Origin of the sequence: Pseudomonas sp. NPDC086251 (genome assembly GCF_044746405.1) — a bacterium.
Lineage (GTDB): Bacteria > Pseudomonadota > Gammaproteobacteria > Pseudomonadales > Pseudomonadaceae > Aquipseudomonas.
The window spans coordinates 58,941-82,961 of sequence record NZ_JBIVBY010000012.1 but is presented as its reverse complement, the minus strand read 5'-3'; the positions used below and the strand labels follow the sequence as shown (position 1 = coordinate 82,961).

Genomic DNA, 24,021 nt, shown 5'->3' with positions numbered 1-24,021 from the left:
GCGTGACGCGGCGACAGGCTCACAATCAAAAGCTACCCCGCCCACACGGGAAAACCACCATGGATGCCTTGTCCCAGACCCTGCGCGTCGTCCGCCTGGTCGGCGCGATTTTCATCAACGCCCGGTTCACCGCGCCCTGGTGCTACCAGTCGCCCAGCGCTGACACGGCAGCGCCCTTCCTGGAGCCCGGCGCCGAGCGGGTGGTGATTTTCCACTTGATCACCGAAGGCGAGTGTTACGTCGAACTGGGCAATGATCCCCCGCTGTTACTGACGGCTGGCGATGTGGTGGTGTTTCCCCAGGGCGACGCGCACCGCATGAGCTCTAAACCGGGACTGCCACCGGCCACCGGTGCGCGACTGGACGTGGTGCTGGCGCGACGTCCTCGGCAGTTGAGTTACGGCGGAGGCGGTGCGGTCACGCGGCTGGTGTGCGGCTATCTGGCGTGCGATACGCGCCTGGCGGGCATGTTGCTGACCGGTTTGCCAGCCGTGGTGAGGGTCAATGTGCGCGGCTCGAATGCCGGTATCTGGCTGGAATCGTCGGTGCGTTATGCGCTGGCCGAAGCCCGGTCGCCAAGGCCTGGCGGTGAAGGCGTGCTGGCCAAGTTGGCCGAGGTGCTGTTCATCGAGGTATTGCGCCTGTACATGCACGAACAGGGCGAAGGTCGTACCGGTTGGCTGGCGGGCGTGGGTGACCGGATTGTCGGCGCCGCCCTGAACGCGCTGCACAAAAAACCCTGTCACGCCTGGACGCTGGATGAACTGGCGCGTACGGCCGGCACTTCACGGTCGGTGCTGGCGGAGCGTTTTCAGCAACTGGTGGGGATTTCGCCGATGCAGTACCTGACGCAATGGCGGATGTTACTGGCGGCGAACCTGTTACGCAGCAGTAACAGTTCTTTGATGCGGATTGCCGAAGAGGTGGGTTACCAGACCGACACGGCGTTCAGCCGCGCCTTTCGTCGTGAGTACGGGGCGCCACCGGCGGCGTGGCGACGCAATCAGGAGAAAAAATCAATGGCCCAGGGCGCGCAGCCTGTGAGCCATTGATCTGAGCGGTCATGCGGCTGCGGGGGCTTTGGCGTCGGCCTTGGCTTCTTCCAGCAACTGCTGAATCACTTTCTCCTGCGTCTCGTAGCTGCCTTCACCAAAGTGGGTGTAACGCACCTGGCCCTTGGCATCGATCAGGTAGTGAGCGGGCCAGTACTGGTTGTCGAAGTTGCGCCAGATCGCGTAGTTGTTGTCGATGGCCACCGGGTAGGTGATGCCGAGCTTTTTCACCTGATCCTTGACGTTGGCGATGATGCGTTCGAACCCGTATTCAGGGGTGTGCACGCCGATCACGACCAGGCCATCCTTCTGGTATTTCTTCGCCCAGTCCTTCACGTACGGCAAGGTGTGCTGGCAGTTGATGCAGTCGAAGGTCCAGAAGTCCACCAGCACAACTTTGCCTTTCAGCGACTCGTTGGTCAGGGCTGGCGAGTTGATCCATTCGACCGCACCGGCCAGCGACGGCATGGCGCCTTGGGCGTTGTCCATCGAGTCCGCGCTGACCTTGCTGACGAAGTAATCGACCACTTTCGGTACGGTTTCCAACACGCTTTTCTCGACGCTGCTGACGCCTTCGGACGAGGTTCCGGCCAGCAATGTTTTATCGGCGCCGGTGGAAATCACCGCCGCCGCGGCCAGCACCGCAACACCGGTACCACGACGCAGCCAGCCGGTGACCGGGATCGACCCTTTCAAGCGATTGACCAGGCTGCGACCGAAGAAGATCAAGGTGCCCAGGGACAACGCGCTGCCCAGCCCGTACGCCACCAGCAACAGACTGGTCTGGGCGTTCGCGCCTTGCAGCATGGCGCCAGTGAGGATCACCCCGAGGATCGGTCCGGCGCACGGCGCCCAAAGCAGACCGGTTGCCACGCCAACCATGACCGAGCTCAACGGGCCGGACATTTTACGGGTGTCGGGGTCGACGCGATTGCCCAGCAGCACGAAGGGACGTGCCAGCCAGCCGCCGATCCGTGCGGAAATCAGCGACAGGGCGAACAGCACCATGACGATCAGGGCCACATGGCGACCGGTGTTATTGGCTTGCACGACCCACTCGCTGCTGACCACGGCCAGGCTGGAAATCAGCGCGAAGGTCAGGACCATGCCGCCGAGGGTGAGCAGGATCGATGACCGCGTACGGTCGACACCGGCGAACAGAAACGGCACGACCGGGAGGATGCAAGGGCTGAGGACGGTCAATATGCCGCCCAGGAAAGCGATGAGAAACATGGGATCACCTTGAAAATATGAGCGGGACGTTGCACCGCATACCCTGTGGGAGCGGGCTTGCTCGCGAAGAGGCCAGCACATCCAACCTTGATGTCGACTGACACTCCGCCTTCGCGAGCAAGCCCGCTCCCACACTGGAATTGTGGTGTTTACAGATCGGTGTTCGGGCTTCAGACCGCCTGGTTATCCAGCAACTGGCCCTGTGGAGTCCGGCTCCCGCCGTTCTCTGCAACCATCTGCCCCTGCGGCGTGCGGCTGTAACCATCCTCGGCGAGGAAGGCTCCCGCGCCCTTCTCGGCCACGGGCGTCAGTTGGAAGCAGGTGGCGCTGCCACAGCTGTTTTGCTCAACAGCGGCATTGGCGTGAGCGGCGGCACCGGCAACAGAGAAAGCGATAGCGGTCAAATAGCGGCTGACGTTGTTCATGATGTTGTTCCTGTTTCAAAGGGGGTGGGCATTGGGTGGTCGACGTACTCAGTTGTCCGAGTTGCAGTTATCAGCCACTTTGCGGTAGTCCAGGACCTGGGTTTTGTTCTGGGAATCCAGGTAGGTCAGCTGGGCATCCACCACCCCGCAGGACGAGGAAGCATCCTGTTTCAGCGACACCACTTTCTTGATATCCAGGTGCGTGCCGTAGGTGTAGGTTTTAGCGGTGACATCGGCGGCTTCGGCACGGGCGGCCAAGGTGCAGATGTTCAGTGCGGCAAACAGGCAAGCGGCGTAGATGGCTTTCGTGTTCATGGTGGTTTCCTCAAGGCTTCAATAGGTCAAATCGTTTAGTGGGCCGAGGCGGTCTGGTTTGCCTCGATGGAACCTATTAGAAGCCCGCGAGGTATCCCGTATGTGTCGGGAACAGGCGCGTGTAAATCGGTAAGTATCAAAGTGGGGCCGGGATACAGAGCGATACAAAACCGCTGAAAAATCGCGTTTTTGCGTCTGCATGTATCCACCGACAAGCCAGATACACTGCAATACAAAGGGCTGCGGGCGAACGCGCCAAGGCTCGATAGACTGTGCAACATCCCCCCTTTACAGAGGCAAGGCCCCATGGAACACGTTGATCACATTCTCATCGTGGACGATGACCGCGAGATCCGTGAGCTGGTAGGCAACTACTTGAAGAAGAACGGCCTGCGCACCACCGTGGTCGCCGATGGCCGGCAAATGCGCGCCTTCCTTGAATCGACGCCAGTGGACCTGATCGTGCTCGACATCATGATGCCGGGCGACGATGGCCTGATGCTCTGCCGCGAGTTGCGCGCGGGGAAACACAAGGCCACGCCGGTCATGATGCTCACTGCCCGCAACGATGAAACCGACCGCATCATCGGCCTGGAAATGGGCGCCGACGACTACCTGGTCAAGCCGTTCGCGGCGCGTGAATTGCTGGCGCGGATCAACGCGGTACTGCGCCGCACTCGGATGCTGCCGCCCAACCTGGTGGTCACCGAGACGGGTCGCCTGTTGGCCTTTGGGCGCTGGCAACTGGATACGTCGGCCCGGCACTTACTGGATGAGGACGGCACCATGGTGGCCTTGAGCGGCGCGGAATATCGCTTGCTGCGGGTGTTCCTCGATCACCCGCAGCGGGTGCTCAATCGCGATCAACTGCTGAACCTGACCCAGGGCCGCGACGCTGATCTGTTCGACCGTTCCATCGATTTGCTGGTGAGCCGTTTGCGTCAGCGCCTGCTCGACGATGCCCGGGAACCGGCCTACATCAAGACCGTGCGCAGTGAAGGCTATGTGTTTTCCCTGCCGGTGGAAGTCCTCGGAGCACCTTCATGAATCTCTCGATTCGCTGGCCGCGCACCCTGGCCTCACGGTTGTCGCTGATCTTCCTGATCGGCTTGATACTCGCCCAGGCACTGTCCTTCGGCGCGCAGTATTACGAGCGATACGAAAGCACCAAAAACACCATGCTCGGCAATCTGGAAACCGACGTTTCGACGTCCATTGCGATCCTCGACCGCTTGCCGGCTGACGAGCGCATGAGTTGGCTGCAACAGCTGGAGCGGCGCAATTACCGCTACCTGTTGAACGAAGGCTCGCCGGGGGTTGCCATGAGTGATGCGCCCATCGCGATGACGTCGATCAAAGAGGCCATCGGCAAGGATTACCCGATGACCTTTACCGACATCCCCGGGCCGATCAAACACTTTCAAGTGCACCTGAAACTGGCGGACGGCAGCCCGGTGACCATCGACGTGCGACCCTCGATGGTGCCGTTGTCGCCGTGGTTACCCATCGTGTTGCTGGGGCAGTTGGCACTGATGCTCCTCTGCACCTGGCTGGCCGTGAGAATCGCCATTCGCCCCCTCACCCGCCTCGCCGAAGCCGTGGACACCCTCGACCCCAACACCCACCCGGTGCTGCTGGACGAAAAAGGCCCGACCGAAGTGGCCCATGCGGCCAAGGCTTTCAACGCCATGCAGGTGCGCATCGCGGCCTACCTGAAAGAACGCATGCAACTGTTGGCGGCGATTTCCCATGACCTGCAAACGCCGATTACGCGAATGAAACTGCGTGCCGAATTCATGGATGACTGCGTGGAAAAGGAAAAACTCTGGAGCGACCTCGGCGAGATGGAGCACCTGGTGCGTGAAGGCGTCGCGTATGCACGTAGCGTCCACGGCGCCACCGAAGAAAGCCGCCGCACCGACCTGGACTCGTTCCTCGACAGCCTGGTGTTCGACTATCAGGACATGGGCAAGGACGTTCAGCTGAGCGGCAAAAGCGCTACTGTCGTCGACACCCGCCCCCACGCCTTGCGCCGGGTACTGGTGAACCTGACGGACAACGCCCTGAAATTCGCCGGGGCAGCAGAGCTGTGGGTCGAAAAGCAGGCCAATGGCAGCGTCTCGGTGAAAGTCATGGACCGCGGCCCAGGCATTGCCGAAGAAGAATTGGCCCAGGTCATGGAACCGTTCTACCGCGTAGAAAACTCACGCAACCGCAGCACCGGCGGCACCGGGTTAGGGTTGGCGATTGCACAGCAACTGGCGTTGGCGATCGGGGGGTCGTTGACGTTGAGCAATCGTGAAGGGGGCGGGTTGTGTGCAGAGCTAAAGTTACCGGCGCAAAAAGCACAATGATTTTGTGCACGACAAAGATCAAGTGTGGGAGCGAGCCTGCTCGCGATGAGGCCAGCACTTCCAGCATCGATGTCGCCTGACCCACCGCATCGCGAGCAGGCTCGCTCCCACAGTAGATTTTCAGTGAACACAGGTTTTGTGCACGGCGGCGATCAAGTGTGGGAGCGAGCCTGCTCGCGATGAGGCCAGCACTTCCAGCATCGATGTCGCCTGACCCACCGCCATCGCGAGCAGGCTCGCTCCCACAGTGGATTTTCAGTGAACAAAGGTTTTGTGCACGGCAGAGATCAAATGTGGGAGCGGGCTTGCTCGCGAAGGGGTCGGTACATCCAGCATGGATATCGACTGACACTCCGCCTTCGCGAGCAAGCCCGCTCCCACATTGGGGTTGTGGGGTTTGGGAGGTTGTGTTTGGTCAAGCGACTACGCCCACCACCCCTTCCCCATGCATCTGCTGCAACAACACTAACCCGCTCTCGATAAATTCCGGCGACCCGGTGGTCCCGGCCTCCACCGCCAATCCTTCCAGCTGCGCACGTCCGTCCAGTTCGGGAAACTCGCCGATCCGCTGCAACAACCGCCATGCCAGCGGGCTCAGTTCGGAAAACTTCACGCTCCAGTCTTCGGACCGACGAACCAGCAGCAATGTTGGCTGTTCTGGAGGTGCTTCGGGCCGATGATCCGGCCCCACCCATTGCACCGGCCAGGCATACGCCAACGGCCAGGCCAGCGGCGATACCTGCAACGGTCGCTCCAGGATCAGCCGGATATCGCTGGGTGCCAACGGCTCATCCTCAGACTGTTGCAACGCCATCTCGACCCACTCGTAATGCGCCAGCTCGACCATGAACGGCGGCCAATCCCCCCCACTCAACGCCGGCGGCTCGGACGCCAGGAACTCGACGAACTCACTGGCGATCTCACCGAATTTCGGCGTGTGCGCACGGTAATCGCGCAGAAAAACCCGCATCAACGTGCGCCACTGTTCATCCCCGAGAATCTTGATCAGCACCGGAAATGTGCCGCTGAGCAGCGTCGACAGGTTCAGGAAAACCAGGTCGCGATACACCTGTGCCCGCGCCACGTCCATCTCGGCCGGCGGCGCGCAGTGGTCGGGATCGCGCAGGTAAAGCCCCATCGTGTTTTGTTGCTGAAACAGACTCGGCTTATCCACGATTCACCCCCTCGGCTTGCAGGCGGCGAATGGTCTGCAATTCGGCCACCAGTTCAGAAAACGCCGGGAAGTTGAAATCCCGCTCCAGCAACGTCGGTTGCGCGCCGAAACGGGCGTAAGCCGCCGCGAGCAACGACCAGACCACCGGTTTGACCGAGGCGCCATGGGTGTCGATTTTCAAGGTATCGGATTCATCAAAGTGCCCGGCCACGTGCATGGCAACCACCCGGCCCGAGTCAATGCCGGCCAGAAAGGTCTGCGGATCGAAACCGTGATTGATCGAGTTGACGTAGACATTGTTGACGTCCAGCAGCAGGTCGCAATCGGCTTCGCGCAGCACCGCGTTGGTGAAGGTCAGTTCGTCCATGTCCTGCTGAGGCGCGGCATAGTACGAGACATTTTCCACCGCCAGACGCCGACCCAAAATGTCCTGAGCCTGGCGGATGCGCGCGGCAACGTGATGCACCGCCTCTTCGGTAAACGGCAACGGCAGCAGGTCGTACAGGTGACCGTCATCGCTGCAGTAGCTCAAGTGTTCGCTGTACAGCGGCACCTTGTAGTGATCGAGGAAAACCCGCACCTCTTGCAGAAACCCGACGTCCAGCGGCGACGGGCCACCCAGTGACAGGGACAGGCCGTGACAGGACAACGGATAACGCTCGGCCAGGGCACGCAACGCATGACCATGGGCGCCGCCGATGCCGATCCAGTTCTCCGGCGCGACTTCCAGAAAATCGAAGTCACCCACCGGGGCGGCTTGAAGGTCTTTCATTAAACCGCGACGCAGGCCGAGCCCGACGGTGGCCTTCGTTGATGTGTGAGAGGTCTGCATGATGTCGATCTCAGGGTTGCCAGTTCGGAATCACAGTTAACCGAAGCGGTGTATCGGGACTGTGTTCCGGTCCGGCAGAAAATCGCAGCGGTTGTATCGTCGGCGGGCCTGTACACACTGTGATACAGACCCGCCGTCAGGGTTACGCCAGGTCGTATTTTTCACGCACCAGATGGCCGATGCCGATGCGATCGAGCACGTTCATCGGGCACAGGAAGGTCACGCGCACGGTGCCCGGCAAGCGGCTGATGTCGATCGAGCCGGTGATGGTCGCGCGGTTGAGCACTTCGTCATACGGCAGGCCGGTGACCGAAGCCGCACGTTTCAAGCCGTTCTCCACCGCGACGTTGAGGTTTTCGCCGCTGCCGATAAAGGTGATCGGTCCGCTCTGCTCGATCTCGTGTTGGCCCCAGCGCTCGCCCAGCTCACGGACGTTGGCCCGTTGCTCAGCGTTCATCGGGCGCGCCATCGGTGGCAGGTCATCGAGGTTTTGCAGGAGGATCGGGCCTTCCAGCGTGAAGTTTTTCACTACCTCGACCACCACTTCGGTTTCCCCGGAGCAATCCGTGGCGTGCCCGGCGATCTCGCCGTTGCCCTGCTGCGCGTGCATGTCGCCCATGTACACCCCGGCGCCCGGCACTTTCACCGGGCAAATCAGCACGCAGCCTTCGCGGATCGAGTTGGTGTCCATGTGGCCGTCGGTCTTGGCCGCGTGCAGCGCTTCGCGGGTCATGCCGAAACGGTGTGGCGCATTGATCAGGTACTGGCCGAAATCGGCGCAGTTGTGCGAATCGGGCAGGTCCCGGGACGGCGTGGTGCCGATGTTGCCAAGGAACGGGCGCATGTGCGCCGCGACGCCAGGGATGTCAGCGCGAGCCAGGGACAGGATCGAATGCTGGGCGGCGAATTCCGGCAGTGCGGACATTTCGGAGGCATTGCCGGCCAGTTGATTGGCGACGTCCTGATTGACGGTCAGGCTGACCTGATTCTGCGCGTCGAACACGATCACGTAGCCGTGGCTGAAGCGGAACGCGCTGACTTCGGCGCCACAGTTGTTACAGCGGATCGACTCTTCGCCGATACCTTCGACATGGCTGGCCGGGTGTTCGGTGCCGCACTTGGCGCAGAATTTGGAGACGAACGGATCGCCGTTGTAGCGCCCCTCGACGAATTGCATGACCCCGGACGAGGTCGCCAGCGAGGTTACGCGCATGCTTTTGATCTTGATGGCGATCGCATCGCCGACTTCCGCCCCGGCGATGGCCACCGGTTGCGTCACTTCATGGCCGCCCTCGAAGGCCGGCGTGATCATCGGCCCCCAGCAGCCCGGCGGCGTGCCAGTGATCAGCGTGCCGCCGTCGGCCAACGGACCGAGCATCGGCTGGCTCGGGCCGATGATGCCGTTGGTGTAGTGATCGACCCGCAGGCGATTCACTGGCGTGGCGTTGAGGGTGGGTTGAGACACCAGCGTTGTCATTGTGGTCCCCTTGACCGCATCAGGCGCGGAACAGTGGCAGAAGCGAACGGCCGCCTGTTGCGACGGCCTGGAAAGGGTCTCGGTCGCCCCGATTGCAGGGCGCCAAAACGGCCTTCACAGTTCAGCGCAGGTTTGTATCTGGTCTGTGTTCGGCAGTGCCCCTGTGTTGAGCGAGACTGTATCGAAAGGCCGGTTAGATACAGTGAGATACACAACACCAACCCTTGTAGGAGCGAGGCTTGCCCGCGAAGGCGGCGTGTCAGTCGACAACGATGTTGCCTGATACTGCGCCTTCGCGGGCAAGCCTCGCTCCTACAAGGGTTGGTGTGATGGCTTTCGTCGCTCCAGGCTGCGGTGCGCGGGGCCCGGACTAAACTTAATGCACGCAGGACGTGCACAGCGTCCTGTTCATTCCCACGACCACCGCCCAGTGGCGAACACCCAGGTCAACCACGCCTCTGGACCGTGATCCTGCTGAAGGAGCACACGTGATGGACGAGGCCAGACTCAACGATTTCATGGGCAAGCTGGTGAACGACATGGGCGGCGCGGCGATGCTGGCCAATGTCATCCTCGGCGAAGAGCTCGGACTGTACCGGGCCATGGCCGACAGTCAGCCAATCACCCCTGAATCACTCGCCGACAAAACCGGCTGCAACACCCGCCTGCTGCGCGAATGGCTCAGTGCCCACGCGGCCTCCGGTTACATGGAACATCGCGACGGCCAGTTCCGCCTGCCCGAAGAGCAAGCCCTGGCGTTGGCCATCGAAGATTCGCCGGTTTACATCGCCGGCGGAATCGGCGTGGTGGCGTCGTTTTTCCATGACAAGGACAAACTGATCAACGCCATGCGCGGCAACGGCGCCCTCGCCTGGGGCGATCACCATCCGTGCATGTTCAGCGGCACGGAACGTTTCTTCCGTCCCGGCTACAAGGCGCATTTGATTGCCGAGTGGCTGCCAGCCCTGGAGGGCGTCGTCGCCAAACTGCAAGCCGGCGCCAAAGTGGCGGACATCGGCTGCGGCCATGGCGCCTCAACGGTGATCATGGCCCAGGCGTTCCCGGACTCGCGGTTTGTCGGGTTCGATTACCACGCACCTTCCGTCACCGTCGCCACCCAGCGCGCCGAAGAAGGCGGTGTGTCCGGACGTGCGCGGTTCTTCCAGGGCACGGCAAAAAGCTATCCCGGCGACGATTATGACCTGGTCTGCTACTTCGACTGCCTGCACGACATGGGCGACCCGGTGGGCGCGGCGCGGCACGCCTATGACTCGCTGAAACCGGACGGCACGGTGCTGCTGGTGGAACCGTTTGCCAACGATTCGCTCGATGACAACGTTACCCCTGTAGGCCGGTTGTTCTATGCCGCTTCGACCTTCATTTGCACACCGAACTCGCTGTCCCAGGAAGTCGGCCTCGGGCTCGGCGCCCAAGCGGGCGAGGCACGGTTGCGCAAGGTCTTTACCGAGGCAGGCTTCAAGAGTTTCCGCCGGGCCACGGAAACACCGTTCAACCTGATTCTGGAGGCACGTAAATAACCGCAAACCGCTGATGGCTATTGTAGGAGCTGTCGAGTGAAACGAGGCTGCGATCCTTTGATCCTGGCTTTTTAAAAGATCAAAAGATCGCAGCCACGTTTCACTCGACAGCTCCTACAGGGGACTGTGTTGTGAATGTGCCCAGTGAGCGGCAAATGTTACCCTGCAAGCCATCAAGGCCTTGCGGAGTGTTGAACATGCTCGACAGCCCCTTACGCGAACAACTCGATCGGCTCCAGCAGCTGATGGCCGATCAACCGTTTGTGGTCCTGACCGGCGCCGGCATCAGTACGCCGTCGGGCATTCCGGACTACCGCGATAACCAGGGCGTGCGGCGTGGCCGGCAACCGATGATGTATCAGGAATTCCTCTCGGCGCCTGAATCCCGGCGCCGCTATTGGGCGCGGGCGATGCTTGGCTGGCCGCGAGTGCGCCAGGCCCAGCCGAACGTGGCGCACGAGGCTCTGGCCAGCTTGCAAAGTGCGCGGCAGATCAGCGCGCTGATTACCCAAAACGTCGACACCTTGCACGATCAGGCCGGCAGCCACGACGTGATCGAACTGCATGGCAGCCTGCATCGGGTGCTGTGCCTGGACTGCGGCCAGCGCAGCGAACGGGATTCGATCCAGCGCCTGATGGAAACGCAGAATCCCTACCTGGCCGGGGTTGATGCGGTGCAGGCACCCGATGGTGACACCTTGCTCGACGCCGCCTTTGAAGCGCGCTTTCAAGTACCCCACTGCCCGCATTGCGCGGGCGAACGGATGAAGCCGGACGTGGTGTTTTTTGGCGAAAACGTGGCGCAGGCCACGGCCGCCAAAGCGATGGCGGCGGTGGAAAAAGCGGCCGGGTTGTTGGTGGTCGGGTCTTCGCTGATGGCGTATTCGGCGTTTCGGTTGTGCCGGGCAGTGGCGGATCAGGGCAAGCCGTTGATGGCGATTAACCTGGGCAAGACCCGGGCGGATGACATCCTTGATCTGAAAATCGAAGGCTCCTGCGAACGGTTGCTGCCATTACTGGCACAGCACCTTTCATCCTGATCACCTAAAACCCTGTGGGAGCGGGCTTGCTCGCGAAGACGGTGGGTCAGTCGACACTTAATTGACTGACCCACCGCTTTCGCGAGCAAGTCGAATCGTCGCACCGCCGCTCCCACATTGGTTTTGTGTTGAACATCAGGATTGTGTTCAGTGCATACCAAGGTTTTCTTCCTTGAGAATATCGAACAACGCCTGCGCCGCCGCCGACAGCTCAACCCCGGGTTTGGTCAGCACCCCGATCGCCCGCTCCACCACCGGGTCGCGCAAGGTGATGCAGCGTGCGCCCAGCTCGCGCATCTGCCCGGCGCACAGGGCCGGCACCGCGCTCACGCCGAGGCCGCTGGCGACCATTCTGCCGACCGTCGCCAACTGGTGACTTTCAAACTCCACCGGCAATTTCATCCCCCGTGCCTGCAAGTGCTCTTCGAGCATGACCCGCACCGTCGACGGGCGCTGCAAGGTGATGAACGGTTCCTTGAGCAAGGTCTGCCAGTCGATGTCGTCCAGTTCGGCTAACTTGGAGTCGTGTGGCACCACCGCCACAAACCGGTCCATGTACAGCGGCGTGAATTCCAGTGACGAACTCTGGGTCGGCTCAAACGCCACTCCCAGCTCAACCTGCCGATCCCGCACCATCTCCAGCACTTGCTCGTTGATCACGTCATTCACCGTGACATTGACCTTGGGGTAACGCGCACGGAAAATCCTCAGGATCGGTGGCAACAGGTTGCCGGCAAACGACGGCATCGCCGCCAGGGTCACGCGGCCGCGTTGCAGGGTAAAACGCTGACGCAGTTCATCCTCGGCGTTGTCCCAATCGGCGATCAGTCGGCGCGCCAAGGGCACCAGCGACTCACCCTCAGGCGTCAGCGCCACGTTGCGCGTATTGCGGGTGAACAGCCGACCGCCCAAGCCCTCCTCCAGCGCCTTGATGGTCAGGCTCAACGCCGATTGCGACAGGTGCAACCGCTCGCAGGCCACGGCAAAACTCAGGCTCTGGGCCACGGCCAGGAATGCGCGGATCTGCTTGACTGTCATGTACGATTTGCTCCAGTAATCAGGAGCCCGGCTGACCCGCGATGGCCTCCTTGAAATTGCCATCGCGAGCAGGCTCGCTCCCACAGGGGTTATTGTTGAGGTTTATCTATCAATCAACCTTAAAAATCAACTTAACAAATGAATACTCCGGCGAGACACTCCATCCCATTCGGCTAGCCAGCCGCCCACAAAGAATAAAAGAGGTGCATATGGCAGGTTTCGACAAGCGTGTGAGTTCCTACGAGGAAGCTCTGGCAGGTCTTGAAGACGGCATGACCGTGATCGCCGGTGGCTTCGGCCTGTGCGGGATCCCGGAAAACCTCATCGCCGAGATCAAGCGCAAAGGCACACGTGACCTCACCGTGGTGTCCAACAACTGCGGCGTCGACGGTTTCGGCCTCGGCGTACTGCTGACAGACCGCCAGATCAGCAAAGTGGTGGCTTCCTACGTCGGCGAAAACAAACTGTTCGAAGAACAGCTGTTGAAAGGCGAAATTGAAGTTGTCCTGACCCCCCAAGGCACCCTCGCCGAAAAAATGCGCGCAGGCGGTGCCGGCATCCCGGCCTTTTTCACCGCTACGGGCGTCGGCACTCCGGTTGCCGAAGGCAAGGAAGTGCGCGAATTCCACGGTCGCAAGTACCTGATGGAAGAATCCATCACCGGTGACTTCGCCATCGTCAAAGGCTGGAAAGCCGACCATTTCGGCAACGTCATCTATCGCCACACCGCCCAGAACTTCAACCCGCTGGCTGCCACCGCCGGCAAGATCACCGTGGTCGAAGTCGAAGAAATCGTCGAACCCGGCGAGCTGGACCCGGCGCAGATCCACACCCCTGGCATCTACGTCGACCGGGTCATTTGCGGCACGTTCGAAAAGCGCATCGAACAGCGCACCGTGCGTAAGTGATCCCCTGCCCCCGGACCGAATGAAGGAATAACAACAATGGCACTTTCCCGCGAACAAATGGCTCAACGCGTCGCCCGCGAAATGCAGGACGGCTTCTACGTGAACCTCGGCATCGGCATTCCGACCCTGGTCGCCAACTACATCCCGGAAGGCATGGAAGTCATGCTGCAGTCGGAAAACGGCCTGCTCGGCATGGGTCCTTTCCCGACTGAAGACACCATCGATGCCGACATGATCAACGCCGGCAAGCAAACAGTGACCGCCCGTATCGGCGCGTCGATTTTTTCCTCGGCCGAGTCCTTCGCGATGATCCGCGGTGGCCATGTAGACCTGACCGTGCTCGGCGCCTTTGAAGTCGACGTGCAAGGCAACATCGCCTCGTGGATGATTCCCGGCAAACTGGTCAAGGGCATGGGCGGCGCGATGGACCTGGTCGCTGGCGCGGACAACATCATCGTCATCATGACCCACGCGTCCAAGGACGGTGAGTCCAAGCTGTTGTCGCAATGCAGCCTGCCGCTGACCGGCGCCGGGTGCATCAAGCGCGTGCTGACTGACCTTGCGTATCTTGAAATCGAAAACGGCGCGTTCATCCTGAAAGAACGTGCACCGGGCGTCAGCGTCGAAGAGATTGTCGCCAAGACCGCCGGTAAACTGATCGTGCCGGATCACGTGCCGGAAATGCAGTTCGCTGCCCAGTGAGGAATCATTCCATGCAAGAAGTCGTCATTGTTGCCGCCACGCGCACCGCGATCGGCAGTTTCCAGGGTGCCCTGGCCAATGTTTCTGCGGTCGACCTGGGCGCTGCGGTCATCCGCCAGCTGCTGGCACAAACCGGCCTGGACCCGGCCGAAGTCGATGAAGTGATCATGGGCCAGGTGTTGACCGCCGGTGCCGGGCAAAACCCTGCGCGCCAGGCGTCGATCAAGGCCGGCCTGCCCTTCGCCGTTCCCGCCATGACCCTGAACAAGGTCTGCGGTTCGGGCCTGAAAGCCTTGCATCTGGCCACACAGGCGATTCGCTGCGGCGATGCCGAGGTGATCATTGCCGGCGGCCAGGAAAACATGAGCCTGTCCAACTATGTGATGCCGGGCGCCCGCACCGGTCTGCGCATGGGTCACGCGCAAATCGTCGACACCATGATCAGCGACGGCCTGTGGGATGCCTTCAACGATTACCACATGGGCATCACCGCTGAGAACCTGGCGGACAAGTACAGCCTGACCCGCGAACAACAGGATGCCTTCGCCGCGGCCTCGCAGCAGAAAGCCACGGCCGCCATCGAAGCCGGGCGTTTTGCCGATGAGATCACGCCGATCCTGATTCCTCAGCGCAAGGGCGACCCGCTGTCCTTCGCCACCGACGAACAGCCGCGGGCCGGCACCACTGCCGAAGCGCTGGGCAAACTGAAACCGGCCTTCAAGAAGGACGGTTCGGTGACGGCCGGTAACGCCTCGTCGCTGAACGACGGTGCCGCTGCCGTGATCCTGATGAGCGCCGAGAAAGCCAAGGCTTTGGGCCTGCCGGTACTGGCGAAAATCGCGGCCTACGCCAATGCTGGCGTCGATCCGGCGATCATGGGCATCGGCCCAGTCTCGGCCACTCGCCGTTGCCTGGACAAGGCCGGCTGGTCCATCGACCAGCTGGACCTGATCGAAGCCAACGAAGCCTTCGCCGCACAATCCCTGGCGGTCGCCAAGGACCTGGAATGGGACCTGAACAAGGTCAACGTCAATGGCGGCGCCATCGCCTTGGGTCACCCGATCGGTGCGTCGGGTTGCCGGGTGCTGGTGACGTTGCTGCATGAAATGATCAAGCGTGACGCCAAGAAAGGCCTCGCCACCCTGTGCATCGGTGGTGGTCAGGGCGTGGCATTGGCGATCGAACGGGCGTAAGCCCACCGCGTTCAACAGACTGCGCGGGGACCCACGAAGAACCGCCGCAGCCTGGCAACACACCCGGTCCGATTCACGTCGCACCGGGTTATGGCGCTGAATGAAGTGTCAGGCGAATTTCACCAGGTTCAGCGTCGGCAAAGGACCGCCTGGAAACTGCACCAGCTTCGCTCCAACGCTCAAGTCCCCGAGATCGATCCCGAAGAACCCCAACTGATCAATCAGTGCGGCCACTTGCGCTTTCGCGTCGGCATCGTCGCCGGACAAGAACAGCACTCGCTTCCCGCCCTCTGCCGCCGGATCGCTGTCGAGAAAACGCGCCTGAAGGTGATTGAACGCCTTCACCACCCGCGCGCCCGGCACCCATTCGGCAAACACTTCGCTGGACGTCCGTCCCTGCAAATCCACCGCCTTGAATGATGGCGACTCGATCGAGTTGTTGGCGTCGATGACGATTCGCCCGCCGAAATCCGGCAGACCGGCCAGTGCGGTCGGCAACTTCGACCAGTTCACTGCCACCAGCACCATCGGCTGTGCGGCGGCTTCTTCACGGGTTCCGGCGCGAGCCTTTGGCCCGAGTTCGGCGACCAGCGACGCCAGGGTTTGCGGGCCGCGACTGTTGGCGATGACCACTTCAATGCCTTGACGCGAGAGTGCTCTGGCGAAGGCTGCGCCGATTGCGCCGGCGCCGATGATTCCGATAGTACTCATGGTTGTTCACTCCGAGGGTTGTCGTTGGAGTGAATACTGCGCTTGCCATTAGGTCTTGGTTAGCCGGTAATGACTTGAATAATCTTCAAGCATTGCTAGCAGGTGTTTGCCATGGAAACCCTCGCCAACCTCGAATCCTTTGTCCGCAGTGCCGAAACCGGAAGCTTCTCCGCTGCCGCTCGCTTGCTGGCACTGACGCCCGCGGCGGTCAGCCGCAACGTGGCAATGCTGGAACGCAACATCGGTGTGCGGCTGTTCCAGCGCTCGACGCGCAAATTGTCACTGACCGAAGCCGGCGAAAGCTTCCTGGCCAGCATCGGCGGCAATTTGCAGGCGTTGCAAGCGGCAATCAGCGCCGTGGCCAGCGACCGTGGCGAACCGGCCGGGGTACTCAAGGTCAGCCTGGCACCGACGTTTGGCATCGGTCATATCCTGCCGCTGCTGCCGGCGTTTCTGGCGCGCTACCCGCTGATTCGACCTGAATGGCACTTCGAAAACCGTCCCGTGGATTTGATTGCCGAGGGCTACGATGCAGCCATCGGCGGCGGCTTCGAATTGACGCCGGGGGTCATCTCCCGAACATTGGCGGCGGCACATGTGGTGGCCGTGGCTTCCCCGGCCTACCTGGCCACACGCACGTTGCCCGAGCGTCCGGAGGATTTGTCACGGCATAACGGCATCGTGATGCGCGGCACCCGCACCGGACGGATCCGCCAGTGGATCATGCGCGACGGGGCGGGCCATGACGCGCCGGCCAGCCTCAACGAACACATCGTCCTCAATGACCCGGCGGCCATGCGCGAGGCGGCGATTCTCGGGTTGGGTGTGACGCTGCTGGTGTTGCCCGATGTGCTGGCCAATATCCAGCGCGGCGAACTGGTGCGCCTGCTGCCTGACTGGTATGGCGATGCGGGGCCGATCTCGCTGTACTACCCGAGCCGGGCGTTGATGCCAGCCAAGACCCGGGTGTTTGTTGATTTTGTGGTGGATGCGTTTAAGAGGTAGACCGCGTTATCGTTCTTCGCGAGCAAGCCCGCTCCCACATTCGACCGCATTCTTCTGTGAGAACTCGGTTTAATGTGGGAGCGGGCTTGCTCGCGAAGAGGTCCGAACAATCACCCCAAAAATTGCAGGATCAACCAACTATTCGCCCCACTGATCACCCCAAACAACCCCCACGCCAACACCCGCGTCGGCAGTCGATTGACAAACGGCCCCATCAGCTTCTGATCGTTGGTCATGCGAATCAACGGATACAAGGCAAACGGCAACTGCAGGCTCAACACCACCTGACTCAACACCAGCAGCTTGCCCACCGCGTTATCGCCCATCAGCCAAACCCCAATGAACGCCGGGATCAGCGCCAGCCCACGGGTAATCAAACGCCGTTGCCAGCACGGAATCCGCAGGTTCAGGAACCCCTCCATGATCACTTGCCCGGCGATGGTCCCGGTGAAGGTCGAACTCTGCCCCGAGGCCAGCAACGCCACGCCGAACAGCACGCTGGCCAAGGCCCCGCCCACCAATGGATCGAGCAAGTGATAGGCATCCTGAATGTCCACCACATCGGTATGCCCGCTGGTGTGGAATGCCGCCGCCGCAAGGATCAGGATCGCAGCGTTGACCAGCAGCGCCAGGGCCAGCGAGCCGATGGTGTCGATGCGCGCCAGTTTCACCGCGTCCTGCTGGCTGGCCAGGTCCTTGCCGATCATCCGGGTTTGCACGATCGAGGTGTGCAAGTACAAGTTATGCGGCATCACCGTGGCCCCGAGGATCCCGATGGCCAGGTACAGCGGCGCGGCATCGCCGATGGCGGAGAGTGACGGCGTGAAACCCCGGGCAACGTCCGGCCAGTAGGGTTTGATCAGCAGCAACTCGACGAAGAAACACGCGCCGATGGTGCCCACCAACACCAACATGATCGCTTCCAGTCGGCGGAATCCACGGTTTTGCAGGGCCAGCACCAGCAGCGTGTCGAACGCCGTCAGCGCGATGCCGACGGTCAGCGAACAGCCCAGCAACAAATGGAACGCCAGGGCGCAACCGAGCACTTCGGCGAGGTCGGTGGCGATGATCGAGATTTCCGCCAGCACCCATTGGGTCCGCGCGGTCCGTGGGCTGTAGCGCTCACGCGATAACTGCGCCAGGTCCCGCCCGGTGGCGATGCCCAGGCGCGAACACAAACACTGCACCACCATCCCCGCCAGGCTCGCCAGCAACACCACGAACAATAAGCTGTAGCCAAAGCGCGACCCGGCCTCGATCGCGGTCGCCCAGTTGCCCGGGTCCATGTAACCGATGGACACCAGCAAACCGGGACCGGCAAAACGCAGCAGCCGCTGGAAGAACGACGCGCGGGGATCGACGGCAACACTGCCGGCCACTTCCGGCGGACAGAACGGCGCGGTGGCGACTCTGGGCAAACTGAATTTCACGCAAAACATCCGTCAACAGGTGGGAGGGCCCAGCTTAGACGTTTCGCCGATCCCGGTGTACCCACACCCCTTGTAGGAGCCGAGCTTGCTCGCGAAGACGGTCCGACAGTCCATTTGATGTTGGATGTGCCGCCGTCTTCGCGAGCAAGCTCGGCTCCTACAGGGATAGAGGCCACCAGCGTGCTTTGTATACAAAATCGCGACATCCATAGAGCAATCATTCGCGCGCAATGCTAACGTTGCCGCCTCACTCAGGTCGGAGGTGCGTGCGTGCTGATGCTTAAACTGCTGGTCATTCCAGGATTTCTCCTGCTGATTTCCCTGGCCGGTAAGCGCTGGGGGCCCAGCGTGGCCGGCTGGTTATCGGGCTTGCCAGTGGTGGTCGGGCCGATTCTGTTCTTCCTCGCCATCGAACAGGGTGAGGTGTTCGCCGCCCAATCGGCGACGGCGGCGCTGTCGGCAATGTTCGCGATGATTGCCTTCTGCGTGACCTACGCCCAAGTCGCACAACGGGCCGGCTGGCCATGGGCGTTGATCATTTCGTTGCTGGTCTGGGCCACGGTGGCCGTTGTTCTGTCATTGATTCCCGCGTCCCTGACGTTCTCGGTGATCGCCGCTTCCATCGCGCTGCTGGCGGCGCCTTACTTGTTTCCCGCGGTGCAGCCTATCGTTTCAGGCCCGGCGCCGAAGTCCGACAAACTGCTGCTGCGCATGGTCGCCGGCGCCCTGCTCACCCTCGCGGTCACCTTGCTCGCCAGCACCGTCGGCGATCGCTGGAGTGGCCTGCTCGCGGTGTTCCCGGTGCTCGGCAGCGTGATGGCGGTGTTCTCCCAGCAAACTCGCGGTTCGGCGTTTACCGCCGCGTTGCTGCGAGCCACCGCCACCGGGATGTATTCGTTCGCGGCGTTCTGCCTGGTAGTGGCGCTGGCATTGCCCGGCATGGGCCTGAGCGCGTTCGCCCTCGGCGTCGCGGTGTCGGTGGCAATGCTCGGAGTGACCAAGCGATTGCTGGCCAAACCGGCGAACCCGGTGGCGGACGCTGGACGTACGGCAATCAAACGCTAAGCTGCTTGATGTCATCGGGCCAGGATGGTCGCCCGCTCTTTACGCTGAAGGAACAGACATGACTCAGCTCCGAAACGCCCGATCGGCCACGGCTGTCGGCGTGATTGCGATTTTGCTCTGGTCTTCCCTGGCATTGCTGACCACCCTCACCGAAGGCATTCCGCCCTTTGAGCTGATGACGCTGGGCTTCGGCGTGGCCTTCCTGGCGAGCCTGATCATTTTGGGCCGACGCGGATGGGCCGGCTTCAGCAGTTGGCGACAACCCTGGAGCGTTTGGGCGACGGGGTTCGTCGGAATTTTCGTTTATCACGCGTTGTATTTTTTCGCGCTCAAGGCGGCCCCCGCCGCCGAAGCCAGCCTGATCAACTACCTTTGGCCGCTGTTGCTGGTGTTGCTTTCGGCGTTCTCGGCCGGAGAAAAACTGCACAAGCGGCAAATGCTCGGCGCGCTGCTGGGCCTGGCCGGCACGGCGTTTATCATGCAGCAACACACCCCGAGCGCAGCCGTCGCGCTGCCCATCGCCGGTTATCTCGCCGCGTTCGGCTGTGCGCTGATCTGGGCGGGTTATTCGGTGGTCAACCGCCGTTTCAGCGAAGTGCCCAGCAGCACCATCGGCGGGGTCTGTGGCCTGGTCGCCGTGGCCGGACTGGTCTGCCACCTCGCGATCGAAACCACGGTGCGGCCCGACTTCAGTCAATGGACGGCGATTATTGTCCTCGGCCTCGGACCGGTCGGGCTGGCGTTTCTTGCCTGGGACCACGCCACCAAGCACGGCAGTCTGGCGACGCTTGGGGCACTGTCCTACCTGGCACCGCTGATTTCCACGTTGCTGCTGATTACTGTTGGTCGCAGCCATGCCAGCCCGATCCTGATCATCCCGGCGTTGCTGATCATTGCCGGTGCCGTGATCGCCACGTCGAGCTCCACCACCAAAGTGCCGATCACACGTTCGATTGTTTCGAACGAGTAGAACAACAAGTCTGCACGTCAATCGAACAGGTTTCCGCCAACATCAACCTCAGTTCACACCCATCACTGACTGAGGCCTACACCATGAAGTTGTTCTTCCACCCTTCGCCGAACCCGATGAAAGTCGCCCTGCTGCTCGAAGAATTGCAAACGCCTTACGAGCTGATCGGCGTCGACACCTTCAAGGGCGAGCAGCACCTGCCCGCCTTTTTGGCAATCAACCCGAACGCCAAAGTGCCGGCTCTGGTTGACGGCGACGCGACTGTTTTCGACTCCCACGCCATCCTGCTGCACCTGGCGCAAACCCATCAGCGCTTTCTGCCAACCTCCACTGCCGGCAATGCCGAGTTGCTGTCGTGGTTGATGTTCATCGCCACCGGCCTGTCGCCATTCTCTGGCCAGGCCGTGCATTTTCTGCACCACGCCCCGGAAGACCTGCCGTACGCGAAAAACCGCTACCTCAAGGAAGTCGAACGCCACTACCGCGTACTCGACCAGCGCCTGGCCGATCATCAGTACCTGGCCGGCGACACCTACAGCATCGCCGACATGGCGCTGTGGGGCTGGGCCAGTTACGCGCCGTACGTCCTCGGCGAAAACGGATTGGCGGCGTACCCCAACGTCAAGCGCCTGTTCGATGAAATCAGCGCCCGCCCGGCCGCCCAACGTGCCCAGGGTTTGAAAGAGAAACTGGTGCTGAAGGCTGAATTCGACGAAGAAACCCGTCGCAACCTGTTCCCGCAGAACCAGGCGCAGTAACCCTATAGCAGGTTCGGGAGCTGCTACAGATCGTATTCCATGGGATGATCGCCCTCAAAGCGCGACCATCCCTGGAGATTTCGAATGTCACTGTTGAGTAAAAACGCCATTGTCCTGTTGCTGACGGTGGCTGCCAGCCTGGGGGCGTTGAATGCGCAAGCGGCCAAGGCCACTTCCAGCGATTCCGCGCCGGCACAAAAAGTCTCGATGCTGGGCGGCAAGTTCAAGTTCACCCTGCCCAAGGGCTTCATTGCCAACCCATTGCCCGCCAGCCCGACGGGCGCGACCGGCACCATGTACACCAACGAGACCACCAAGACCGTGGTGATCGCCGCCGAAAACAACCTCCCGCCCGGTGTCACCGTCAAGGACAACGACGGCACGTTTCTCGACGAAACCGTGGCCGACTTCGACGCCTCGCAACGCAAGGCGCTTCCGGATTTCAATAAGCTGAGCGAAAAAAGCCTGACCCAAAAAGGCACCGGGCTGGGGCTGCGACAGGTCGACAGCACCGCCACGCAGGGTGGCGGCGTCACCCTCAACACCACGCTGATGGCGGCGTCCGGCACCCGCATGGCCGTGGTTCAGGTGATTTCCCGCCCCGGCGACATGGCCGCCCACGAAACCTTGATCAAACAGCTGGTCAGCGGCAAGTGAGACTCAGGGATTGAGGCGCTGCAACCAGGCGCTCAAGTCCTGCATCTCGGCGCCGCTGATGCTATGACCTACGCCAGGGTAGGCGTGGAATTCAGGCTTGAGTGACAGGCTCTGCAACAGGCTGACGGCGTCGGTGCCATCGGTGTAGGGCAAGCGTTTGTCCGCCGTGCCATGACCAATGAAAATCGCCAGTTGCTGGCGTTTTTCATCCGGTTTGAGCTCGGACTTGAGCACCGGCAAAATCCGCCCGCTCAACGCGGCAATCCCGCCCACCGCCTCGGGGTGACGCAAGGCGACCTCGTAGGACATTATCGCGCCCTGGCTGAAACCCACCAGGAAAACCTTGGCCGGGTCCGTGTGATATTTCTTCGCGGCTTGTGCGATGAAATCCAGCAGCGCCTGGCCGCTGCTCTTCAAATCATCCGTCTCGCCGTTATAGGCACCTTCGCCTTTCTTGCGAAACCACTGGTAACTGCCCTCTTCCATCACCATCGGTGCCCGCACCGACAGGTAGTTGTAGGACGCGGGCAGTTCATCCTTGATGCCAAACAGATCCTGCTCGTTACTGCCGTAACCGTGGAGGAAAATCACCAGGGGTTGATTGTTCGATTGGGTATTGGTCTGCTCCAGGTACTGAAGCGGTAAATCGGTTTGCAGCGGGGTTTGAGCGTGGACGGCGGCGGATGCCAGCAGCGTCAGCAGAGCGAGAAACTTCAACATAAACCTTCCTTCACGGCGCGCAGGATTCGGGGCAGAGCCTAACACTGCGAGACAGGCAGGGACATTTGCATTGCTGCGGATGCCGCCATCGCGAGCAGGCTCGCTCCCACAGGGGAATGCATTTCAAATGTGGGAGCGAGCCTGCTCGCGAAGAGGCCCTGAGGTGCGCTGAAAATTCCGGGATTAATCGTTGATCAGTTTGCCAACCCGAATCGGCTCGCGCCCCGCGACTTTCGCCTGCCACGTACCCGGCTGGGTGTAGCGACCGCGATCAATGGCAAACAGCACACCGCTGGTTCCGGCGCACACCGTCGTGACCCGATCGTTCAACGGGTCGACCACTTCAAACAGCGCATCGCCCTTCTCCACCCACTCTCCGGAATCACGCAGGAAACTGACCACGCCATGATGCGGCGCGAACAGATATTCGGTGCCTTCGAACGGCATGCCTTCGCAGCATTCGCTCGGTGCCGCCGGCCAGGTGCCGTTGATGAAGCCCTGCTCGGCAAGAAAGCCCAGGATCGCCTCGCAATTGGCCTGGGCCTGATCGACGCGGGTGTCGCCCATGCTGCCCAGCTCCAGCGTTGTTGCCAGGTTGGCCGGTGGAATCGCCGCCTCGGGGAAGGCCCGTGCCAGGCGCAGCCACGGCGACGAGCATGACTCGTCGAACGAGCTGCCGCCGGAATCTTCACACAGCAAAGCAACACCGGCCTTCAACCGCGCTGCCAACGATCGCCACTGCGGCCAGTGCTGCGGCAAGGCATAAATATGAATTGCCGCGTCGAAATCGCAGTGCAGGTCGAGGGTGATGTCGGCGTCGCAGGCGTGGCGCAACAGCAAGCGATGCATGGCCTCCAATTGCGAAACCGCTGCGGGCAAGTCGTCGAGCACCTGGCCCATGGTCTGGCGAATCAACGCAATGTTGGCCTCGGCATCGAGGCCCAGGCGATCACCGATCAACTCGGCCACCGGCGCGCTGAGTTCGACGAACGAGCGGTTGAAATTCTTGCCGCTGCCCAGTTCAAAGCGCCCCATGTGGCTGCCTTGCAAGTGTTGATCGAGGCCGATGGGATTGGCCACCGGCACCAGCTCGATGGTGCCTTGCAACTGGCCTTGGGTTTCGAGTTCGGTCAGGCGCTTCTTCAATTCCCAGGCGGTGCGCATGCCTGGCAATTCGTCGGCGTGCAGGCTGGCCTGGATGTACACCTTGCGAGCGCCCGCACCATAACGAAACACGCTAAGTGTGCGTTCGGTACCCAAGTGGCTCCAGGGCAAAAGATGGTCGATGCGTTGCATGGGGAACTCCGATGTAAGGGGCGCCAAGATCTAATGTGGGAGCGGGGGGGGGGGGGGGGGGGGGGGGGGGGGGGGGGGAGAAAATTTTTGTTTTAAAAACCCATCGGGGCGACGCCCCCACCCCCAAA

General features: G+C 61.5%; 24 protein-coding genes. 13 read left to right on the top strand and 11 right to left on the bottom strand.

Translation table 11 applies throughout. The features are described 5' to 3' along the window. The first annotated feature begins 59 nt into the window (after positions 1–59). Positions 60–1,052, top strand: a complete 993-nt coding sequence (locus tag ACIPL2_RS16040) for an AraC family transcriptional regulator (protein WP_401357815.1) — start codon at positions 60–62, stop codon at positions 1,050–1,052. Positions 1,053–1,061: 9 nt separating this feature from the next. Here the strand turns inward: ACIPL2_RS16040 and ACIPL2_RS16035 are convergent, their stop codons facing one another. From ACIPL2_RS16035 to ACIPL2_RS16025, 3 genes are all read right to left on the bottom strand, one after another. After that, positions 1,062–2,285 carry a cytochrome c biogenesis protein DipZ gene (locus ACIPL2_RS16035; RefSeq protein WP_401357814.1) on the bottom strand — a complete coding sequence of 408 codons (1,224 nt, stop codon included), beginning with the start codon at positions 2,283–2,285 and terminating at the stop codon, positions 1,062–1,064. A 170-nt stretch (positions 2,286–2,455) separates the two neighbouring features. After that, positions 2,456–2,710: a hypothetical protein gene (locus ACIPL2_RS16030; RefSeq protein ID WP_401357813.1), complete on the bottom strand. Its 255-nt coding sequence runs from the start codon at positions 2,708–2,710 to the stop codon at positions 2,456–2,458. Positions 2,711–2,758: 48 nt separating this feature from the next. Beyond that, positions 2,759–3,025: a DUF2790 domain-containing protein gene (locus ACIPL2_RS16025; protein WP_059402844.1), complete on the bottom strand. Its 267-nt coding sequence runs from the start codon at positions 3,023–3,025 to the stop codon at positions 2,759–2,761. 306 nt (positions 3,026–3,331) lie between these two features. Here ACIPL2_RS16025 and ACIPL2_RS16020 point away from each other — a divergent pair, with 306 nt between their 5' ends. Both ACIPL2_RS16020 and ACIPL2_RS16015 read left to right on the top strand, forming a co-directional pair. Beyond that, positions 3,332–4,072, top strand: a complete 741-nt coding sequence (locus ACIPL2_RS16020; RefSeq protein WP_401357811.1) for a response regulator — start codon at positions 3,332–3,334, stop codon at positions 4,070–4,072. Next, complete coding sequence (locus tag ACIPL2_RS16015) at positions 4,069–5,379, top strand: sensor histidine kinase (protein WP_401357810.1); 1,311 nt, start codon at positions 4,069–4,071, stop codon at positions 5,377–5,379. Before ACIPL2_RS16020 ends, ACIPL2_RS16015 begins: the two co-directional genes overlap by 4 nt. A 415-nt stretch (positions 5,380–5,794) precedes the next feature. Here the strand turns inward: ACIPL2_RS16015 and ACIPL2_RS16010 are convergent, their stop codons facing one another. The 3 genes from ACIPL2_RS16010 to ACIPL2_RS16000 form a co-directional block, all read right to left on the bottom strand. Beyond that, positions 5,795–6,553, bottom strand: coding sequence for a DUF2063 domain-containing protein (locus tag ACIPL2_RS16010; protein WP_401357809.1), 759 nt, complete (start codon positions 6,551–6,553; stop codon positions 5,795–5,797). Next, positions 6,546–7,385, bottom strand: a complete 840-nt coding sequence (locus ACIPL2_RS16005) for a DUF692 domain-containing protein (protein ID WP_401357808.1) — start codon at positions 7,383–7,385, stop codon at positions 6,546–6,548. The genes ACIPL2_RS16010 and ACIPL2_RS16005 overlap by 8 nt, the downstream gene beginning before the upstream one ends. A 142-nt stretch (positions 7,386–7,527) precedes the next feature. After that, positions 7,528–8,862: an acetamidase/formamidase family protein gene (locus ACIPL2_RS16000; protein ID WP_401357806.1), complete on the bottom strand. Its 1,335-nt coding sequence runs from the start codon at positions 8,860–8,862 to the stop codon at positions 7,528–7,530. Between the two features lie 491 nt (positions 8,863–9,353). Here ACIPL2_RS16000 and ACIPL2_RS15995 point away from each other — a divergent pair, with 491 nt between their 5' ends. Together ACIPL2_RS15995 and ACIPL2_RS15990 are read left to right on the top strand one after the other, a co-directional pair. Then, the gene (locus tag ACIPL2_RS15995) at positions 9,354–10,400 is read left to right on the top strand and encodes a class I SAM-dependent methyltransferase (RefSeq protein ID WP_401357805.1); all 1,047 of its coding nucleotides are present in this window, start codon (positions 9,354–9,356) and stop codon (positions 10,398–10,400) included. A gap of 197 nt (positions 10,401–10,597) precedes the next feature. Further along, positions 10,598–11,440, top strand: a complete 843-nt coding sequence (locus ACIPL2_RS15990) for an NAD-dependent protein deacetylase (protein WP_401357804.1) — start codon at positions 10,598–10,600, stop codon at positions 11,438–11,440. A gap of 147 nt (positions 11,441–11,587) precedes the next feature. Here ACIPL2_RS15990 and ACIPL2_RS15985 read toward each other — a convergent pair whose 3' ends face one another. Further along, positions 11,588–12,478, bottom strand: coding sequence for a LysR substrate-binding domain-containing protein (locus tag ACIPL2_RS15985; protein WP_401357803.1), 891 nt, complete (start codon positions 12,476–12,478; stop codon positions 11,588–11,590). Positions 12,479–12,687: 209 nt separating this feature from the next. On the opposite strand from ACIPL2_RS15985, the gene ACIPL2_RS15980 reads away from it, so the two are divergent. The 3 genes from ACIPL2_RS15980 to ACIPL2_RS15970 are packed head-to-tail and all read left to right on the top strand — an operon-like array spanning position 12,688 to position 15,281. Next, on the top strand, positions 12,688–13,386 hold the full coding sequence (locus ACIPL2_RS15980) for a CoA transferase subunit A (protein WP_059402853.1): 699 nt from the start codon (positions 12,688–12,690) through the stop codon (positions 13,384–13,386). Between the two features lie 36 nt (positions 13,387–13,422). Next, positions 13,423–14,088 (top strand): CoA transferase subunit B, encoded by a 666-nt coding sequence (locus ACIPL2_RS15975; RefSeq protein WP_008021761.1) that lies wholly within the window; start codon positions 13,423–13,425, stop codon positions 14,086–14,088. A gap of 11 nt (positions 14,089–14,099) precedes the next feature. Beyond that, positions 14,100–15,281 (top strand): acetyl-CoA C-acetyltransferase, encoded by a 1,182-nt coding sequence (locus ACIPL2_RS15970; protein WP_059402855.1) that lies wholly within the window; start codon positions 14,100–14,102, stop codon positions 15,279–15,281. Between the two features lie 108 nt (positions 15,282–15,389). Here the strand turns inward: ACIPL2_RS15970 and ACIPL2_RS15965 are convergent, their stop codons facing one another. Further along, the gene (locus ACIPL2_RS15965) at positions 15,390–15,992 is read right to left on the bottom strand and encodes an NADPH-dependent F420 reductase (protein ID WP_401357801.1); all 603 of its coding nucleotides are present in this window, start codon (positions 15,990–15,992) and stop codon (positions 15,390–15,392) included. Between the two features lie 111 nt (positions 15,993–16,103). Here ACIPL2_RS15965 and ACIPL2_RS15960 point away from each other — a divergent pair, with 111 nt between their 5' ends. Continuing rightward, complete coding sequence (locus ACIPL2_RS15960) at positions 16,104–16,997, top strand: LysR family transcriptional regulator (protein ID WP_401357800.1); 894 nt, start codon at positions 16,104–16,106, stop codon at positions 16,995–16,997. A gap of 110 nt (positions 16,998–17,107) precedes the next feature. Here the strand turns inward: ACIPL2_RS15960 and ACIPL2_RS15955 are convergent, their stop codons facing one another. Then, a complete protein-coding gene (locus ACIPL2_RS15955) occupies positions 17,108–18,427 on the bottom strand; it encodes an Nramp family divalent metal transporter (protein ID WP_401357799.1) in 1,320 nt (439 codons plus the stop codon). A 270-nt stretch (positions 18,428–18,697) separates the two neighbouring features. Between ACIPL2_RS15955 and ACIPL2_RS15950 the strand changes: the two genes are divergently transcribed. The 4 genes from ACIPL2_RS15950 to ACIPL2_RS15935 all read left to right on the top strand — a co-directional run bounded on the left by ACIPL2_RS15950 (position 18,698) and on the right by ACIPL2_RS15935 (position 21,877). Further along, the gene (locus ACIPL2_RS15950) at positions 18,698–19,492 is read left to right on the top strand and encodes a hypothetical protein (RefSeq protein WP_401357797.1); all 795 of its coding nucleotides are present in this window, start codon (positions 18,698–18,700) and stop codon (positions 19,490–19,492) included. A gap of 58 nt (positions 19,493–19,550) precedes the next feature. Further along, positions 19,551–20,462, top strand: a complete 912-nt coding sequence (locus ACIPL2_RS15945; RefSeq protein WP_401357796.1) for a DMT family transporter — start codon at positions 19,551–19,553, stop codon at positions 20,460–20,462. Between the two features lie 83 nt (positions 20,463–20,545). After that, positions 20,546–21,220 carry a glutathione S-transferase family protein gene (locus ACIPL2_RS15940; RefSeq protein ID WP_401357794.1) on the top strand — a complete coding sequence of 225 codons (675 nt, stop codon included), beginning with the start codon at positions 20,546–20,548 and terminating at the stop codon, positions 21,218–21,220. Positions 21,221–21,304: 84 nt separating this feature from the next. Beyond that, positions 21,305–21,877: a hypothetical protein gene (locus tag ACIPL2_RS15935; RefSeq protein ID WP_401357793.1), complete on the top strand. Its 573-nt coding sequence runs from the start codon at positions 21,305–21,307 to the stop codon at positions 21,875–21,877. 3 nt (positions 21,878–21,880) lie between these two features. Here the strand turns inward: ACIPL2_RS15935 and ACIPL2_RS15930 are convergent, their stop codons facing one another. Both ACIPL2_RS15930 and ACIPL2_RS15925 read right to left on the bottom strand, forming a co-directional pair. Continuing rightward, positions 21,881–22,597 carry an alpha/beta hydrolase gene (locus tag ACIPL2_RS15930; protein WP_401357792.1) on the bottom strand — a complete coding sequence of 239 codons (717 nt, stop codon included), beginning with the start codon at positions 22,595–22,597 and terminating at the stop codon, positions 21,881–21,883. 183 nt (positions 22,598–22,780) lie between these two features. Further along, positions 22,781–23,893 carry a succinylglutamate desuccinylase/aspartoacylase family protein gene (locus tag ACIPL2_RS15925; protein WP_401357790.1) on the bottom strand — a complete coding sequence of 371 codons (1,113 nt, stop codon included), beginning with the start codon at positions 23,891–23,893 and terminating at the stop codon, positions 22,781–22,783. Between the last annotated feature and the right edge of the window lie 128 nt (positions 23,894–24,021).

Coding starts and splice junctions, on each gene's coding strand:
- ACIPL2_RS16040 (WP_401357815.1), top strand. CDS start 60: ATGGATGCCTTGTCCCAGACCCTGCGCGTCGTCCGCCTGGTCGGCGCG.
- ACIPL2_RS16035 (WP_401357814.1), bottom strand. CDS start 2,285: ATGTTTCTCATCGCTTTCCTGGGCGGCATATTGACCGTCCTCAGCCCT.
- ACIPL2_RS16030 (WP_401357813.1), bottom strand. CDS start 2,710: ATGAACAACGTCAGCCGCTATTTGACCGCTATCGCTTTCTCTGTTGCC.
- ACIPL2_RS16025 (WP_059402844.1), bottom strand. CDS start 3,025: ATGAACACGAAAGCCATCTACGCCGCTTGCCTGTTTGCCGCACTGAAC.
- ACIPL2_RS16020 (WP_401357811.1), top strand. CDS start 3,332: ATGGAACACGTTGATCACATTCTCATCGTGGACGATGACCGCGAGATC.
- ACIPL2_RS16015 (WP_401357810.1), top strand. CDS start 4,069: ATGAATCTCTCGATTCGCTGGCCGCGCACCCTGGCCTCACGGTTGTCG.
- ACIPL2_RS16005 (WP_401357808.1), bottom strand. CDS start 7,385: ATGCAGACCTCTCACACATCAACGAAGGCCACCGTCGGGCTCGGCCTG.
- ACIPL2_RS16000 (WP_401357806.1), bottom strand. CDS start 8,862: ATGACAACGCTGGTGTCTCAACCCACCCTCAACGCCACGCCAGTGAAT.
- ACIPL2_RS15995 (WP_401357805.1), top strand. CDS start 9,354: ATGGACGAGGCCAGACTCAACGATTTCATGGGCAAGCTGGTGAACGAC.
- ACIPL2_RS15990 (WP_401357804.1), top strand. CDS start 10,598: ATGCTCGACAGCCCCTTACGCGAACAACTCGATCGGCTCCAGCAGCTG.
- ACIPL2_RS15985 (WP_401357803.1), bottom strand. CDS start 12,478: ATGACAGTCAAGCAGATCCGCGCATTCCTGGCCGTGGCCCAGAGCCTG.
- ACIPL2_RS15980 (WP_059402853.1), top strand. CDS start 12,688: ATGGCAGGTTTCGACAAGCGTGTGAGTTCCTACGAGGAAGCTCTGGCA.
- ACIPL2_RS15975 (WP_008021761.1), top strand. CDS start 13,423: ATGGCACTTTCCCGCGAACAAATGGCTCAACGCGTCGCCCGCGAAATG.
- ACIPL2_RS15970 (WP_059402855.1), top strand. CDS start 14,100: ATGCAAGAAGTCGTCATTGTTGCCGCCACGCGCACCGCGATCGGCAGT.
- ACIPL2_RS15965 (WP_401357801.1), bottom strand. CDS start 15,992: ATGAGTACTATCGGAATCATCGGCGCCGGCGCAATCGGCGCAGCCTTC.
- ACIPL2_RS15960 (WP_401357800.1), top strand. CDS start 16,104: ATGGAAACCCTCGCCAACCTCGAATCCTTTGTCCGCAGTGCCGAAACC.
- ACIPL2_RS15945 (WP_401357796.1), top strand. CDS start 19,551: ATGACTCAGCTCCGAAACGCCCGATCGGCCACGGCTGTCGGCGTGATT.
- ACIPL2_RS15940 (WP_401357794.1), top strand. CDS start 20,546: ATGAAGTTGTTCTTCCACCCTTCGCCGAACCCGATGAAAGTCGCCCTG.
- ACIPL2_RS15935 (WP_401357793.1), top strand. CDS start 21,305: ATGTCACTGTTGAGTAAAAACGCCATTGTCCTGTTGCTGACGGTGGCT.
- ACIPL2_RS15930 (WP_401357792.1), bottom strand. CDS start 22,597: ATGTTGAAGTTTCTCGCTCTGCTGACGCTGCTGGCATCCGCCGCCGTC.
- ACIPL2_RS15925 (WP_401357790.1), bottom strand. CDS start 23,893: ATGCAACGCATCGACCATCTTTTGCCCTGGAGCCACTTGGGTACCGAA.